Origin of the sequence: Brevibacillus porteri (assembly GCF_003013475.1) — a bacterium.
GTDB lineage: Bacteria > Bacillota > Bacilli > Brevibacillales > Brevibacillaceae > Brevibacillus > Brevibacillus porteri.
The window spans coordinates 39,000-55,096 of the sequence record NZ_PXZO01000028.1 but is presented as its reverse complement, the minus strand read 5'-3'; the positions used below and the strand labels follow the sequence as shown (position 1 = coordinate 55,096).

Here is a 16,097-nt window from a genome sequence, read left to right as displayed (position 1 = left end):
TATATCCAAAACTATTCGATTCAAAAGGGAAAGAATCCTGTCGAATCAAGGAATCTTCTTCGGTTTGACGAATAATTTGAAAAGATAAAAAAACAGAAAAAATTTACTTTCGCGCTTTTTGGCGCTAAACTGCTGACAAGGGTGTTTGAATCGATTATAATTACCCTAATTTATCGATAAATCCCTATATAAAAAGAGGAGAGTGGAGAGAGATGGCACACGATCAAATCGAAACCATGCGCAAGCAGATAGACGAGATCAACCTGCAAATTCTTGAATTGATCAACAAACGAGCTACCTTGGTTCAAGAGCTCGGCAAAGAAAAAGAAAAACAGGGCAGCAACCGTTTTGACCCAGAGCGTGAGCGCCAAATGCTCAATCTGCTCGTTGAAAACAATAAAGGTCCTTTCAATGACAATGCGATTCGTCATTTGTTCAAGCAAATTTTCCAAGTTTCCTTAGATCTGCAAGACGACGATAAGAAAAAAGTACTCCTCGTTAGCCGTAAGAAAAAGGCAGAGGATACTGTTATCACTGTAAAAGGCGTTGAGTTCGGAGGGAAAAATCCGATTCTTATCTCAGGTCCATGCTCCGTGGAAAGCTACGAGCAAGTAAGAGCAGTAGCAGAAAACCACGCAAAACGCGGACTGCGCACACTGCGCGGTGGTGCGTACAAGCCTCGTACTTCGCCATACGACTTCCAAGGTCTGGGTGAAGAGGGCTTGCAAATCCTCAAGCGTATCGGGGATGAATTCAACCTCGTAACGATCAGTGAAATCGTGACGCCAGCAGATCTCGAGATGGCGACGAAATACATCGATGTCATCCAAATCGGTGCTCGCAATATGCAAAACTTCGAGTTGCTGAAGGCAGCAGGTCGTGTGAACAAGCCGATCCTCTTGAAGCGTGGCCTCTCTGCTACGATTGAAGAGTTCATCTACGCGGCAGAGTACATCCTGTCCGAAGGTAACACACAAGTCATGCTGTGCGAGCGTGGAATCCGCACGTATGAAAAAGCGACACGCAATACGCTCGATATTTCTGCTGTACCACTCCTCAAGCAGGAGACGCACTTGCCAGTGTTTGTAGACGTGACGCACTCTACAGGTCGTCGTGATCTGCTCTTGCCTTGCGCAAAAGCAGGCTTCGCAGTCGGTTCTGATGGAATCATGGTAGAGGTTCACCCAGATCCAGATGTGGCACTGTCTGATGCAAAGCAACAGCTGAACATTCCACAATTCAACGAGTTCGTTGATGAACTGCTCGCTTCTGGCCTGTACAAAGGTGAGATTGTGGCAGCGAAAGCATAAGAATACCTTTCGGTTACGTTTTGAGGGTCCTTCCTGCGCGCGGGGGGACCTTTCTCATTTGACGAACCATTGGCGACCAAGTAAGCTAGAATTACGTGCTGATATTGGTGAAGGAGGATAGGCCATATGGAAGACAACCATCAATGCTGCTCGACTGATCGGTCCACCGAAAGGCCAGATAAAATCAAGTCTAATCTCATCTCCCGTCTGAATCGGGTAGAGGGACAAGTTCGCGGAATTCGCGGAATGGTAGAGAAGGATGTCTACTGCGACGACATTCTCAATCAAATTGCGGCTGTGCAATCTGCACTAAATGCGGTTGGGAAAATGCTCCTCGAAGGACATATGAAAAGCTGTGTGATGGATCGCATTCAGCAAGGCGATCATGAAGTAATTGATGAGCTTTTGAAAACGATGAACAAACTTATGAAGTAACGGGTGCGCAAGCCGTCAAAAACGATTGCAACGGCATACGGCTTGTCGTATCATAGGTGCATATATTTATGAAAACGCTTATGAAAACCAAAAAATAGGGAAATGAGGGTGCATGATGCCGGTTACTATATACGACGTAGCAAGAGAAGCGGGGGTGTCGATGGCGACAGTTTCCCGCGTAGTCAACGGGAATCCCAACGTAAAGCCTTTGACCCGAAAAAAGGTATTGGCTGCGATTGAGCGCTTGGGATATCGACCAAATGCGGTTGCTCGTGGACTCGCTAGCAAAAAAACAACAACAGTTGGTGTCATCATCCCGGATATCTCCAGTTTGTTTTTCTCCGAATTGGCGCGAGGGATTGAAGATATCGCTACCATGTACAAATACAACATCATCCTGTGTAACTCTGACCAACGGATGGAAAAGGAATTGCAGCTCATTAATACCTTGCTCGAAAAGCAGGTGGACGGGCTTCTGTTCCTGGGCGCAGAAATCAAAGAAGATCATTTGCAGGCATTAACAAGCACGTCTGTACCGACTGTACTCGCTGCGACTCGCGATGCGGACAACGTACTGCCGTCGGTTAGCATTGACCATTTCCAAGCCGCATACGATGCGACAGAAGCATTGGTTTCACGCGGGCACAAGCGTATTGCGATGATCGCGGGTCCTGCAAACGATCCATTGGCAGGGTTAATGCGCTATGAAGGCTATAAAAAGGCGTTGAAAGATGCGGGTATCGAGCTGGATGAAGAGCTGATTGCGACAGGCAACTACTTTTATGAATCTGGCTTGTCCACTACAAAAGCTTTTCTTGCCCTTAAAAATCCGCCAACGGCGATTTTCGCAGCGAATGATGAGATGGCCATTGGCGCGATCCACGCCATTCAAGATTCTGGCCTGAACGTGCCAGGTGACATCGAAGTCATTGGTCACGATAATATTCGTCTGGTTGAAATGGTACGTCCACGACTGACTTCTGTCGTACAGCCAATGTATGATATTGGTGCGGTGGCGATGCGCCTGTTGACCAAGTACATGAATAACGAGAATGTCGAAGAGCATGTCGTGCTGCTGCCGCATCGAATTGAGTATCGGGAGAGCACTAAGCCCGAGCAAGCTTGATTGCAAAGGGATGTAGGCAATTGACAGCAAGAGGAGGATGGGAAATGCGTTACGGAATTATCGGCGCGATGGATGAAGAAATCGCGCTTTACTTGGAAGCGATGCAAGAGACGACTACTGCGACCAAAGCAGGCATTACCTATTACACAGGTAAAATGGAAGGCAAGGATGTCGTGCTGTGCAAATCAGGTGTCGGCAAGGTGAATGCTGCCGTGACGACACAGATCCTCATCGATTCATTCCAAGTAGAACGTGTCATTTTCACAGGTGTGGCAGGAGCTGTTCACCCTGAATTAAATATTGGTGACATTGTCGTTTCGACGGATTGCATCCAACATGACATTGATGTGACACCGCTTGGCTTTGAGCCAGGACAGATACCGTTTACAGAGCAATGGACTTGGCAAGCGGATGCTGGGCTGATGCAGCAAGCGATCGATGCGGGCAAGGAGCTGGAAGCGGGAGTTCAAGTAGTGAGCGGGCGTATCTTGTCCGGCGACCAGTTCGTTGCCAGTCGGGAAAAGGTGCAATGGCTGTATGAGCAATTCGCAGCACATTGTACCGAAATGGAAGGGGCATCTGTCGGACAAGTATGTGCGATGAATGGCGTGTCGTTTGTCGTTGTTCGTTCGATGTCGGATAAAGCAGACGGCTCCGCGCATGTAAACTTCGTGGAATTTACCAAGCTGGCTTCCCAGCGCTCGTATGCGATTGTCCGTAATATGCTGACAGCTTCTCAAGCATCGACAGCTGCGGGAGTGATCGTCTACTCGACGAAAAACTGTGTGGATTGCGACATGGTTAAAAATTGGCTGACAGCAAAAGATGTTTCCTTTGAAGTGCGCGATGTTATGACGAGTCGTGCCTATCAAGAGGAAGTGGAGCGCTTTGGCTTCATGGGTGTACCTGTAACAGTCGTAGGCGATAAAGCGGTAAAAGGCTTTGCACCTTCTGAGCTGGAAGAGCTAGTGAAATAGGGTTTGGAATAGAAAAAGCGTGCTGACCAGTACCCAAAGGTACGAGGGCAGCACGCTTTTTTTTACTTTTCATCCAATAGGTGCGTTCAGCATCGCACGTTCTAACGTAATACGATTTTTTTCCGTGATCTCTGCTCGTCGTGGGATTGTTGGGAATGGTTCGTCAAAAAGCCGAGGTGGCAAGGGCAAATCCGTCTCAGGTTGCCAGCGCTTGAGCCAAGCTTCGGGAAGATCACTGTCTGTCAGAGGCTGATCGCTCATCTCACTCCATACCAGCGTCCACGCCCGCGGCACCACCCGCCAAATATCGTATCCCCCGCCGCCTACAGCGATCCAACGACCGTCGCAATATTCATGAGCAAGACGGTGGGCAAGACGAGGAATGGCTTGATAAATTTTCATTGAGCAAGACAAATGGGTGAGGGGATCAAACGCATGAGCGTCACAACCATTTTGGGTCAGAATGACATCAGGCTTGAAGCCAGCTGCTAGCTTTGACACCAGCTCTTCATATACTTCCAGAAAAGAATCGTCTTCCGTGAAGGCATCGAGCGGAACGTTGACAGAATAACCGTAACCGGTTCCATCTCCACGTTCAGACAAATTCCCTGTTCCCGGGAAGAGATACTTTCCCGTTTCGTGAATGGATACAGTTAGTACAGAAGGGTCATCGTAAAACGCCCACTGTACCCCATCTCCATGATGGGCATCTGTGTCGATATACAGCACACGCGCATTCCAGTTTTTTCGCAAATAAGCGATCGCGACGGAGCAATCGTTGTAGATACAAAATCCAGAGGCGCGTCCACGAAAGGCATGATGCAGTCCGCCAGCGGGATTGAAGGCGTGTTCTGCCTGTCCACTCATAACCGCGTCCACTGCGTTTAACGTACCTCCGACGATCAGCGAGGACGCTTCATGCATGTTCGAAAAACAGGGAACATCCTCTGTTCCCAAGCCATAACTGGCTGCCTGCGGAAGCTCGTGTTCACTATGGCCCTGATCGCGAACAAATTGGATATAACGTGGGTCATGCACCAGGGCGAGCTCTTCATCTGTCGCCGGTCGGGGAGTCAGGATGTCTGAGTCTTTGAGTATTCCGTAACTGCTCATCAGATCGTGTGTGAGGAGCAGACGACGCTGGTTAAACGGATGATCATCATGAAAATAATATTGCGTGTAGTCTGGAGAGTAGATCAGACGAGCATTTCGGCTCACTGGGGTATCCCTCCTTCCGTAGGTCCGATTACGGAAAAGCCTTTTTCAAGGAGTAATTGCGTCACGATACGTGGATCAATGGTCTGTACCCGAAAAACAAGGTTCTTTTTTGCAGGCTGTTTCCCAGGAAAGACCACAACGCTCGTGACATTTACTTGTGCATCGCGAAAGACTTGACTGACCTCTGCCAGCATGCCGACGCGGTCATCTACTTCGACTTCGATATGGGAGCTAGGTTTGTTAACGCCGAAAAGTTCGATCAAGCTAGAGAAAAGATCCGATTCTGTGATCAATCCTACGAGCCGATTCCCTTCGACGATGGGTAGCGAGCCGATTTTGTGCTCATATAGTTGGAGGGCTGCGTCTTCGATGAAATCCAGTGGGTGGGCAGTGATAACTTGTTGATTCATGATATCGGCTACAGGCTTGTGCAGGACGGTGTCGTCATCGTCATGCGTCAGCAGGCGAGAGGGGAGAGCGTCTCGCAGATCACGGTCCGAGACAATGCCTACGAGTGAGTCGTTTTCAATGACAGGCAAATGCCTGATTCTGTTTGCGCGGAGGAGAAGAAGCGCTTCTCCGATGGTAGTGGATGGCTGGATCGTGACAATTTTTTTTCGCATAATCTCTTCAATACGCATAAGAGTGACCTCCTGGAATCAAAAGGCATCCAAACTAGTAAAGAAAACGATTTTGAAACCGCATAGCATCAAAGGCAACGACTGTTTCTGGCGGTACACGTTTGCCGATTTTGGCCATGAGACAGTTGGCGGGATGTGAGCATATTTCCGGATCGTCTGTCGCCATCCAGCTAAGGCCTGCGCTGCCCATGACCTTTTCCATAACCTTTCTGTATTGCCATACATCGAGTCCTGTTCCTTTCAGATCCCAATGCCAGTAATACTCCGTTGTAATAATGACGTAGTCTTCCATGGCGTCGTCCATGAAGCCGACTTCCAGCAGCTTTTTGCCTACGCCACCCGCTCTCACTTTATGACTGATTTCAATCGCGCCGAGCTCCAGCAAATCGGGCAGTTGCGCTTGTGACCATCGCTCCAGTGGATCGGGGTGCAGAAAGGTAACGTAGCCGAGGACGAGGTCTCCTTCGCGTGCAATAATAATGCGTCCTTCAGGCAAATCTGCGATTTCGATGAGAGCTTCATGCTGCTGTTCAGGGATACGAAAAGCTTTCAGACCCTCATCAAAGCGTAATGAGGCCAGATGACTTCCTGTAATCGGTCCTTCGACGAGCAGCTCCTTGTTGTTCACCATTAGGCTCAATGAATGATAGCGTTTGACGTGCTCCATCAGTTCCCCCCCCTTACGTTTGTAGAAAAACAGAGATGGCGTCTAACCATCTCTGTCAGTTGTTATTCCAGTTTATTCTGTGGTGTTGGCAGTTACGATGTTAGAATGTGGCGATTCTCCGTAACTGTTGACTGCGGTAATGTAATAGTTGCTGCCATTCGGTACTTCTGCTGCGTGAGTAAAGCTTGTGCTAGAGACTGTACCGAGTAGCAAATAGCCGCTTGCTGAGTCTGGGCTAAAATATACGTTGTACATCTGCTCAGACGAGCTGCTTCCTTTCCACTGTAGCTGCCAACCGTTTGGCGTATTCTTGATGGACAAGGATTTCGGAGCAGCAGGTGGTGAAGCGGAATCTGTGTTTGTATTCGTGCCTCCTGATTCATCTGGTGGGTTCGTCGTAGTTCCACCTGGATCTGTTTGACCATTCCCGTTATTGTCCGTCGGATTCGGGAGACCTGTTTCCGTACCTTGATTTGGATCAGGCAACTGCCATGTCTGTGTAGATCCGACAGAAGCGATTGCGGAAGGCTGCGATTCATTGCCAGCGATATCCACAGAAGTGACATAATAGCCTAAATCTCTATGGGTTGCAGTCGTATCGGCAAAAGTCAATTCGGATGGATCTTTCACAGTCGCTACTTTGACAAAGCTGTTCTGCACATCGGCGCGGTAGATGCGATAACCGACCAAGTCAGCTTCTTTGGCTGATTGCCAGGTAAGCGTAATTTGCTTGCCTGAGCCCGTAGCTGTTACACCGCTTGGCGAAGATGGTGTTCCACCTTGCTCTGTACGCGGGTCTTCCTTATCAGGCAGGCGTTGCTCCCAATCTGGTGGTTGGGTGGCGACCCTATTGTTTTTCGCTTGAATTTGCTCCTTGGTAGGGAGCGGATCAGGTGAGCGGTAGAAGACGCCTTCGGTAACAAAATCTTCAGGTGTTCCTTCCTTCGCCAAATACCGTTCGCCATTATACGAAATGAGTCGTGCTTTTTGGTGGGTGTCGTCCACCTTCGTTGGAACGAATTTGCTGTTGAATATATCAGTGATCAAATGGCCAGCTTCTTTTGAAAGCTCACTTGGCAAAAGACCTGATTTCGAGTCAACAGTCGCGCTGACAATTCCTGCCGGCTTTTTAAAGGTGGAGTCAGGAGGCGAAAGGTTCGGATGCTTCGCAATGACATCCTTCATGACCTTACCCCATACGACCATCGGAACATATTTGTCCGCGTCTGGCATTGGATATGGCTCATCAAAGCCAACCCATACCCCCATGGACAGCTCTGGTGTGTAACCGACGAAATAGAGGTCGTTGCTGTTGTTTGTTGTTCCGGTTTTACCTGCCACATCGACTTTGCGCGGCACGTATTTGCGGATGTGTGTACCTGTACCGTTATTGACAACGGAACGCATCATATCAGTGATCAAGTATGCTGTTTGCTCGCTGTACACTTGCACAGGTTTGGTTTCATGGCGATAAATTGCTTTTCCAGTGTTATCTTCAATTCGGTCAATCAGATAGGCATCCACGAAAGAACCGTGATTTGCGAATGTCCCATAGGCGTTTGTAATTTCCTCGACAGTTGTTCCGTAGGTAAGACCGCCAATTACGCCGGTGGCTGCATAGTTGTCAGCATCCACCAATGTTGTGATTCCCATTTTCTTCACGTATTCAAGAGCCGTTGGAATGCCAACTTTCAAATACGTCTTGATCGCCGGAATGTTCCAGGACATCCGCAGTGCTTCGCGGGCACTCATCATCCCTTGCCATTTGTTGTTCCAGTTCTTAGGTAAATGGGAACCGTTCTGGCCGTCAGCGAGTAGCACCGGAGCGTCATCGATTGGGGATGCTGGCTGGAGCAATCCCAGTTCAAAAGCAGGAGCATAAGCTGCAAGTGGCTTCATGGCCGAACCAGGCTGGCGTGGTACGGTGGCGTGGTTCGTCTGTTCCACCTTGAAGTCACGTCCCCCGATCATGCCGAGGATGGCTCCTGTTTTGTTGTGAATCAGCATTGCGCCGACTTCTTCCAGAGCATTTTCGATTTTTTCTGTTTTGCCGTTCGAGCGACGAATCGTATAGGTACGATTCTTACCGAAGTTTTTCGGATCGGCTGCAACAGCCTGCATGATGTCATATACGCTCTTGTCGATTGTGGTATGTATCTTGTACCCTTTTCGCAGTATGTCGCGACGTTTCTCTTCAACCAGCTGTCGGTATTCGTTGCGGCCGATGGTTGATTTGTCTCGACCTTTTTCCAAGAGGTCTGCATCCACAAGTTGACGTGCGGCACGATCTTCAATTTCCATCATCAAGAAAGGTACTTCTCGATAAGCTTGCTGCGTCGGTTTTGCTAGCTGTGCCTTCAAATCACTGGCGAGAGCTCCATCGTATTGGGTTTGTGTGATGTAGCCATTTTCCAGCATGCGATCCAACACCATTTTTTGGCGTTCCTTCCCGCGCTGATAGCTTTCTGCACGGAATGGAGAGTAGGCACCTGGGTTTTGAATCATGCCCGCAAGATAGGAGCCCTCAGCGAGCCCGAGCTCTTTTACATCTTTGCCAAAAATCCCTTTTGCGGCAGCCTGAACGCCGTATACGTTTGATCCGTTGGCGTTTTTTCCGAAGTAAATTTCGTTCATGTAGGCTTCCAGAATCTGATCTTTGGAAAACATGCGCTCGATCCGAATCGCGGTAAAGATTTCACGGGCCTTACGGGTGTGGCTAACTTCAGCAGAAAGGATTGTATTTTTTACAAGCTGCTGTGTAATCGTACTACCACCTGTTACGACAGGCTGGTTGGTAATTTCCTGAATCGCTCCACGCATGGTAGATTGAAGCGAAACTCCAGAGTGGTGGTAGTAGGTTTTGTCTTCAGTTGCAATGATGGCATTAATTAAATAGGGAGAAACGTCTGCTTTCTTCACCAAACGTCGATCGCCTTCTTCGGCCCGCAATTGGCCGATCAGAGAGCCGTCGTTGTAGTAGGCGAATCCAGTCAGATAGTTGGTGAAGATTTTATTCTCCAGTTCCTCCTTGCTGCGCACAGGCTCGTCCTTCACGAGTGCGGCAACATAACCTGTCACGATTCCTCCCGCGACTGCAGCTCCCATTAGCCCGAGTACGAAGACGATTTGGAAGATGATCCAAAACGTTCTACCACGGCTTCTGCGTCGCTTTTTCTTCGTCGGTTCAGAGGAAGATGTGTGGTTATTCGACATAGTCTACGACCCCCTAGCATACCACCTGATTATACCATACGAGGAACCTAGAGGATAGAAGATGCGAAGGAGATAGCAAAATGTGTCAAAAACCGTTGAAAGTTGTCGGGTGTATGAAGGCAATAAAAAAAGAGCAGGCCAACAAGCGGCACTACTCTTTTTCTTTTTATCCTCAGACGATTAACGGCTGTAGAACTCAACGATCAGAACTTCGTTGATTTCAGCTGGCATTTCTTCACGGTCTGGCAGACGAGTGAAGGTACCTTCAGCAGCAGCATCGTTGAATGTAACGTAGTTCGGCAGGAAAGTACGGCTTTCCAGAGCGTCCTTGATCAGTTGCAGACCACGGGACTTTTCACGAATGGAGATTACATCACCCGGTTGTACGCGGTAGGATGGGATGTTTACTTTTTTGCCGTTTACCAGGAAGTGACCATGGTTTACCAACTGACGAGCAGCTGGGCGAGTTGGAGCAAAGCCCATGCGGTATACCAGGTTGTCCAGACGGGATTCCAGCAATTTCATGAAGTTTTCGCCCACTACGCCAGCCATTTTGCTAGCATTGTCGAAAGTGCGGCGGAATTGTTTTTCGTTAAGGCCAAACATGTGGCGCAGTTTTTGCTTTTCTTGCAACTGGATTCCGTACTCGCTCAGTTTACGACGGTTGTTGTGACCGTGTTGACCTGGAGGGAAGTTGCGTTTGATGTCTTTTCCTGTACCATCGAGGGAGATACCCAGACGACGAGCAAGTTTGTGACGAGGTCCTGTGTAACGTGACATGTATTCATTCTCCTTTAATATGGATTCGCAGGTGTTTACTTCCGGCAGGTTAGTTCCTACTTTATCTACACGAACTTCGGACGGTAGCGTTTCCGCATCGTGCTCCTCACAGATGATCAGCCGCAGTCTGTAAGGGAGGGAACTAAGAGGGTACATCCTTCCGTTTTTACCTACAATCAATGCTACCCTGTACACATACATTCAATAATACTAGGCGCGATATAGTAAAGTCAAGGGAAAAGAAGCGCGCCATCCGCCGCAAGAAGTGGGATGGATGGCGCTTTTTGGGTTTATTTTCGCAACAGAGTAACAGGACCGTCTGGAGTATCCCGTTTTTCAAGGAAACGGGTAAAGGTAATGGCTGCATCGGCACGAGGGACGAGGCTTTGCGGCTGGAACTTCTGTTTGTCAGTCGGCACGATACCGAGTGTAGTCGCGATGATGATCGAACCGCGGTACTTCGAATTGGCAATGTCTGAGAGCTCAGATTGGAACATGCCAGGGAAGTCCGTCAGTTTTTTGTAACCGAGTGCACGAACAATCATATCCGCGAGCTCTTCACGTGTAATCGTCTCATTTGGATTCAGCTTGGAAGCATTTTTATCGAGAAGTCCGCGATCAACAGCACCTTCTACGGCTGAGAAGTAGCGCGAACCATTTGCTACATCGCTATAGGTGGCCTTGCGTTCCAGAGAGTACTGTGGATAGTGTCTGCCCTGGTTGAGACTGATCATGAGCATTTCAATCATTTCGCCACGTGTGATCGGTTTTTGCGGCATAATATTGCCGTTTTCAAGCGATAGTGCGTCATATTCATACATCAACGAGAGTTCCTTCTCTGCTGGATGACCTTTTAAATCGGCAGGAGCCGGACGATGCAGCGCAATCGTTTTGCCAGTAGAGGTAGAACTCCACTCGCCTGTTACAGCGTCAAGGTAGTACGGCTGCTCAAACGGCGTCATTGTTGCGCGATAGACAATCTTGGCCGTTCGCTTCGGTGTGTAGGAAGGCTGCTCTTTTGCGCGTTTGGCATCCTCAGGAGTAAGGGGGACGAGGGCGTAAACGGCCTCTGCTTTTGTCTCAGTCCACCACTTTTCACTCGCTTCGGCAGCAGGCAGATGCTTGGGAACTTGTGTCGGGTATGTTTCGTTGCCCAATTCAGCACTGTAATTCAGCAGATCGCCTGTTTCGATGTCAAACGTGAAGTGGGCAGAGCCGCTAGCTGCAGCTATTCCATTGATAAAACGCTCAAATCGGATCTGCGTCCGCTCGGAATCAACAGGTTGGTTTTGATTTTCCTCTTCAATAGGCTCTGTCCAGTAAAGCTGGTGGGCCATGGTTGGCGCCAAATCACGAATTGTTTCCATCGCTTTTGCCTTGAATTTTTCCGTGTCTGGTTTTTTAGAAGCGGTTGTTTTTTCTTTATGGCCACGGAAGTCCTTGTTCAATCGGTAGATGTCCCCGGTTACAGCATCCACGGAGACATACGCAAATCCGTCTTCGCTATTGCCCTTTTCGCCAAATTCGAGATCCCAGATGGGACGATTGCCACGGTAGTCTCTTTCATTGTAATTGGCAGAGCGAAGCTCGTAGTTGGACAAATTCAACGTTTTCGATGCCCATTGTACAGCTTCCTCTTGGGAGAGCGGTTGTCCGCTGCGGCGTGCAGGAAGGACTTTGCTGCTTACAGGCTCAGGATCTTTCGCTAGTTGATACGAGGTCAACGATTGTGTCAATGCTTTGCCAGTCTCCGCATCAATGTAGAATGTGAAGGGATTCATATACCCGAGAGACGGCTTGTTATTTTGAGTTTCCATCCGCTCCCATGGCAGCAGGTAAACTGGTTTTGGATTCGCTTGTTCTTTAAACAGTTTCTCAGCTTCTTCTTCTGAGATTTTCGTATCCGTGTTCTCGAAAGTCACGTCGTTCCAAGACAGAGAATAGTTGGTCACTTTGCCGGAAGCATCTACCGTGATATCTGCGCCGTTGTCAGGAAAGAGAATGCCGTCCACGTCACGAACAAAGCGGAAATTATAGTAGACTTCCGAGTTCAGCGGAGTTTTTGGCTCTGGCATATCACGTGTATACAGTCTTGTTTCCGCTGCTTTTCCTGAATTATTTTTCTCGAAAAAGCGCTTCGCCTGCTCTTGCGCCTCTGTATAGGAAATTCGTTTTGCATAGGGAAGCTGAGATGCTTCCTGCTCTTGACGCGAATAGGAAGTCAGTTCGCCTGTATTGGCGTGGATACTGACGCTATAGGATAGACGGACTTCGCCGTTTTCTGGATCTTTCTTCACCCAACTAAACGACCATTCTGGAAATGGGCGCCAGCTATCCGCTGAACGAAATGACACATTTTGCACCGTCATCCCGGCGGTAGGCACTATTTTTGTAGCGAGAGCCAAGGCTGCTTCCTTGGACAGCTTTGCTTTGGCTTGTGCCACAGAGTCTGCTTGTGCCACAGTAGTCGCCATTTTATTGGTACTCACATGAGGTGATTGTGCATGCGCTTGAGCCACAGGCAGTAACAGACTGACAGATAGAACAAATGAGCTAGACCGAATGATCCACGGTTTCATAGGAACCCCTCCAACGATGTCATATTCTTCTTATCACCTCTGACGAGAGGAAGTAAAAGTTCGTTTCAGTTCAAATTCATGAAAAAAAGTGTCCGGTATTTGCAGAAAGGAATGAAATATAGGAATTTTGTACCAAATGTTTTTTTATCAATCTAGAATTGTGAACATGCATCTTATATAATAAGAAATACTATCGAATAGAATACAGAACGGTAAGGAGATAAATCGTTTTGGAAACCATCATGTATCTCATTCGTCATGGAGAGACGGAGTGGAATCAGATTCGTCGTATACAAGGCCACAGTGACATCGCATTGAACGAGCTCGGGGTACGTCAGGCCGAGCGAGTAGCAGACAGGTTCCAAGGCGAGAAGATTCACGCTTTTTATTCGAGTGATCTCAGTCGGGCACACGATACGGCTGCCAAGATTGCTGGTAACTTCCAATCCTCTGTTTCTACGCGGACAACCTTGCGGGAGCGCTGCTATGGGGAGTGGGAGGGGCTCACCTATGAAGAAATACGTGAGCGATTTGAGAATCAGGATGAAGCCTCCTGTGGAATTGAGACATTCGAAGACATGCAGCGACGAGCTGTAGCTGCCATGACAGAAATAGCAGGGAGCCACCCAGGTGAGGCGATTGTCGTTGTCTCGCACGGCGGTCTCATTAATAGCTTCTTGCATTATGTGACGGTAGGAGAACAAGGAACGGGTATCACACGTATCGATAATACCAGTATTACGATATTTCGGTATGTAGATCGTAGGTGGGAAGTTCTATCCGTTAATGATACAGACCATTTGAAAGCTTGAGAAAATGCTGAGAGAGGGAGTTTCTCGTGTCAAGTAAAATGTTGGGGAAGTTAGAGACGGTCTTTTCCTACACGGCCCATTTTATCTTACAATCTTGGCCGGAAAAGCGCCCAGGCATCCTTTTCTTGACAGATTCCGGGGGCCGCGTAATCAACTTCATGGAAATGCAGGTTGGCCCATCTCGGAATTCTCAAGGGCTTACCCTGCAACACGATGTATCGATTGGCAAAGTCTTTGATTTTATTTTAGAGGCACTTTCCTCCAAAGAGATCGTAGTCAAAACGAGAAGTGAAACGAACAACGTGTGTGGAGCCTTTCCTTTGTGTGAAAAAGATGGAAGGGTTCGAGCTGTCATTGGCATGATAGCGCCCGAAGACCATATCCATTTCGACTTGTCATCCTACATGCGCGGGCTAGAGCCGTTGATTCGCATGGGATATGATGCTTATATTCAACACGTCACAAGCCAGATTGTCATGGATTTGACGTTGCATGATACGACCAAAGAGCTGCTGCAAAGCTTGACGGGTCAGATCAGTGACATTATCCAAAAAGGCTATTGTTCGGCCGTGAAGCTCGCGGACAATGCCACATTGATTCCGCAGGAGAGCGTAACAACGCAAGCGGTCGAAGTTGGACAAACCCACATTGCCCAACTGGTTTCGAGATTCGGTACGACGCAGATCATGCCTTCCATTTTAGACGACCACAGGCTTGTCGTCGTTCCTGTCTCCTTGAACCAAACACCGCTCTACGCACTGTTTTTGCATCTGCCACCCGAAGAGTCAGATTGCGTGTACGATGAACGGGATGTTGCTTTTTTGCAGGAAGTAGGCGCGAAGGCAAGCTGTGCGCTTTGGCGTTCGATCATGTCGGACGACCTACGCCGTGAAGCGAGCAAAAAAGATTTGTTGTATCAGTTGATGTCAAAGATTCAGGCATCGATTGATGTGAATGATGTTTTGCATGAAATCGTGACGAGCATTCCCAGCCTTTATCCGTACTTGTCGGCAGAGCTGTTCCTGACGGTTGAACCCAATGCAACCACCCCGGTCAAACAGCTTTCTTTTCAAGAAGTAGAGCCGTCTACCAGTACCAAGGCCTATTTGGAAGGACGTCTCATTGCCGAAGAAGTGGGAGAAGGGGAGCAACAGGTGACGGTGATCGCAGCGCCACTCTTAGGCAAGCAGGGAATCTACGGAGTATTGCAAGTGACGTCCGATCAGCGAATCACCTTGAATCAGCATGAAAAGGACTACATCTCAATCTTGGCGGATACGGCTGGCACTGCGTTTGAAAACGCACAGCTCTATCAGCAATCGCGCAATTTGATTCGAGAATTGCGTTTGATTAATGAGATGGCGCGCCAGTTGAACAGAAGTCTTGATTTAAAGGAAATTCTCGATTTTGTTACGACGATGATGCGGGCTACCTTTGATGCAGAGTTTTGTGCTATTTTGCGAAAAACGCCAGGAGAGGATTGCTTCGATGTGCTCTCTTCCTCCATTCCAGCGTTCAATGGCATGGCTATCGATTCTACAGAAAAGCCATTTCAGCAAATCTTGCAAAACAAGCAGGCATTGCTGCTGGCTCAACCAGGGGCAGGACCGCTTCCTTTTTCGCTCTTTTCGTGCTGTTCCTTCATGGGGGTACCGCTCGTTGTTGAGGGTGAGATTAGTGGAGTCCTTTTAGTCGCAGATTCCCGTTATCATTTTTTTAGTTTTGACGACTACAAACTCCTCGAAATATTTGGACAACACGCGAGCTTGGCAATGACCAACGCCGTCCTGCATAATGAAATGGAACGAATGGTCATTACGGATAATTTGACAGGTCTGTACACGAGAAGACATTTGAATGAACGAGTAAGAGGGTCATTACAAAAAGACAACTATGGCTCGTTGATCTTGATCGATATTGATTATTTTAAAACCGTGAATGATACATTTGGCCATCAGGTAGGGGACGAAGTACTGATTCAAGTCTCCAATCTGATTCGACATAGCATCCGAGACAGTGATATCGCGGCAAGATGGGGTGGAGAGGAACTCGCTGTTTATTTGCCGCGTGTGGACAAAAACACCGCGCATTCCGTGGCAGAGCGCATACGGGAATGCGTCGAGCAGGAGACGTCTCCACAAGTCACGATCTCGTGTGGACTAGCGAAATGGAGCAGGGAGATGGATGTAAACCTGAGTGTAGAAGCGCTGTTCCATCAAGCAGATATTGCTTTGTATGAAGCCAAAAATTCAGGTAGAAATCAAGTTGTTCTCGCCTAGAGCCAAAACAATGGCTCTTTTCTCATTTTCGGAAAAAAAGGCAAAAAACTTGAGGGGTAG

The 16,097-nt window shown here is 48.3% G+C and carries 12 protein-coding genes; 6 read left to right on the top strand and 6 right to left on the bottom strand.

Annotated elements, in window-relative coordinates; all coding sequences use genetic code 11:
* Window positions 1-212 precede the first annotated feature (212 nt).
* The 4 genes from C7R92_RS16040 (at window position 213) to C7R92_RS16025 (ending at window position 3,848) form a co-directional block, all read left to right on the top strand.
* On the top strand, window positions 213-1,310 hold the full coding sequence (locus C7R92_RS16040; protein ID WP_017250449.1) for a bifunctional 3-deoxy-7-phosphoheptulonate synthase/chorismate mutase: 1,098 nt from the start codon (window positions 213-215) through the stop codon (window positions 1,308-1,310).
* A gap of 126 nt (window positions 1,311-1,436) precedes the next feature.
* Window positions 1,437-1,745, top strand: a complete 309-nt coding sequence (locus C7R92_RS16035; RefSeq protein ID WP_007720961.1) for a metal-sensitive transcriptional regulator — start codon at window positions 1,437-1,439, stop codon at window positions 1,743-1,745.
* 115 nt (window positions 1,746-1,860) lie between these two features.
* Window positions 1,861-2,871 (top strand): catabolite control protein A, encoded by a 1,011-nt coding sequence (ccpA, locus tag C7R92_RS16030; protein WP_047071923.1) that lies wholly within the window; start codon window positions 1,861-1,863, stop codon window positions 2,869-2,871.
* 44 nt (window positions 2,872-2,915) lie between these two features.
* The gene (locus C7R92_RS16025) at window positions 2,916-3,848 is read left to right on the top strand and encodes a 5'-methylthioadenosine/adenosylhomocysteine nucleosidase (protein ID WP_106834939.1); all 933 of its coding nucleotides are present in this window, start codon (window positions 2,916-2,918) and stop codon (window positions 3,846-3,848) included.
* A 69-nt stretch (window positions 3,849-3,917) separates the two neighbouring features.
* Here C7R92_RS16025 and C7R92_RS16020 read toward each other — a convergent pair whose 3' ends face one another.
* The 6 genes from C7R92_RS16020 to C7R92_RS15995 all read right to left on the bottom strand — a co-directional run bounded on the left by C7R92_RS16020 (window position 3,918) and on the right by C7R92_RS15995 (window position 12,946).
* A complete protein-coding gene (locus C7R92_RS16020; RefSeq protein ID WP_106834938.1) occupies window positions 3,918-5,066 on the bottom strand; it encodes an acetoin utilization protein AcuC in 1,149 nt (382 codons plus the stop codon).
* Window positions 5,063-5,707: a CBS and ACT domain-containing protein gene (locus tag C7R92_RS16015; RefSeq protein ID WP_106834937.1), complete on the bottom strand. Its 645-nt coding sequence runs from the start codon at window positions 5,705-5,707 to the stop codon at window positions 5,063-5,065. Before C7R92_RS16015 ends, C7R92_RS16020 begins: the two co-directional genes overlap by 4 nt.
* 34 nt (window positions 5,708-5,741) lie before the next feature.
* Window positions 5,742-6,374 (bottom strand): acetoin dehydrogenase, encoded by a 633-nt coding sequence (locus tag C7R92_RS16010; protein WP_069847589.1) that lies wholly within the window; start codon window positions 6,372-6,374, stop codon window positions 5,742-5,744.
* A 72-nt stretch (window positions 6,375-6,446) separates the two neighbouring features.
* On the bottom strand, window positions 6,447-9,587 hold the full coding sequence (locus C7R92_RS16005; RefSeq protein ID WP_106834936.1) for a penicillin-binding protein 1A: 3,141 nt from the start codon (window positions 9,585-9,587) through the stop codon (window positions 6,447-6,449).
* A gap of 180 nt (window positions 9,588-9,767) precedes the next feature.
* On the bottom strand, window positions 9,768-10,367 hold the full coding sequence (gene rpsD / locus C7R92_RS16000) for a 30S ribosomal protein S4 (RefSeq protein ID WP_016742106.1): 600 nt from the start codon (window positions 10,365-10,367) through the stop codon (window positions 9,768-9,770).
* A gap of 290 nt (window positions 10,368-10,657) precedes the next feature.
* On the bottom strand, window positions 10,658-12,946 hold the full coding sequence (locus tag C7R92_RS15995; RefSeq protein ID WP_106834935.1) for a YcdB/YcdC domain-containing protein: 2,289 nt from the start codon (window positions 12,944-12,946) through the stop codon (window positions 10,658-10,660).
* A gap of 230 nt (window positions 12,947-13,176) precedes the next feature.
* Between C7R92_RS15995 and C7R92_RS15990 the strand changes: the two genes are divergently transcribed.
* Entirely contained in the window at window positions 13,177-13,758 is a 582-nt protein-coding gene (locus C7R92_RS15990; protein WP_069847583.1) for a histidine phosphatase family protein, read from the top strand.
* A 38-nt stretch (window positions 13,759-13,796) separates the two neighbouring features.
* Complete coding sequence (locus tag C7R92_RS15985; protein ID WP_106834934.1) at window positions 13,797-16,037, top strand: sensor domain-containing diguanylate cyclase; 2,241 nt, start codon at window positions 13,797-13,799, stop codon at window positions 16,035-16,037.
* The last annotated feature ends 60 nt before the right edge of the window (window positions 16,038-16,097 follow it).

Bases quoted from the DNA above. Each gene is read 5' to 3' on its own strand.
- C7R92_RS15985 (WP_106834934.1), top strand. From the start codon at position 13,797: ATGTTGGGGAAGTTAGAGACGGTCTTTTCCTACACGGCCCATTTTATC.
- C7R92_RS16040 (WP_017250449.1), top strand. From the start codon at position 213: ATGGCACACGATCAAATCGAAACCATGCGCAAGCAGATAGACGAGATC.
- C7R92_RS16025 (WP_106834939.1), top strand. From the start codon at position 2,916: ATGCGTTACGGAATTATCGGCGCGATGGATGAAGAAATCGCGCTTTAC.
- C7R92_RS16035 (WP_007720961.1), top strand. From the start codon at position 1,437: ATGGAAGACAACCATCAATGCTGCTCGACTGATCGGTCCACCGAAAGG.
- C7R92_RS16015 (WP_106834937.1), bottom strand. From the start codon at position 5,707: ATGCGTATTGAAGAGATTATGCGAAAAAAAATTGTCACGATCCAGCCA.
- C7R92_RS15995 (WP_106834935.1), bottom strand. From the start codon at position 12,946: ATGAAACCGTGGATCATTCGGTCTAGCTCATTTGTTCTATCTGTCAGT.
- ccpA (WP_047071923.1), top strand. From the start codon at position 1,861: ATGCCGGTTACTATATACGACGTAGCAAGAGAAGCGGGGGTGTCGATG.
- C7R92_RS16010 (WP_069847589.1), bottom strand. From the start codon at position 6,374: ATGGAGCACGTCAAACGCTATCATTCATTGAGCCTAATGGTGAACAAC.
- rpsD (WP_016742106.1), bottom strand. From the start codon at position 10,367: ATGTCACGTTACACAGGACCTCGTCACAAACTTGCTCGTCGTCTGGGT.
- C7R92_RS16005 (WP_106834936.1), bottom strand. From the start codon at position 9,587: ATGTCGAATAACCACACATCTTCCTCTGAACCGACGAAGAAAAAGCGA.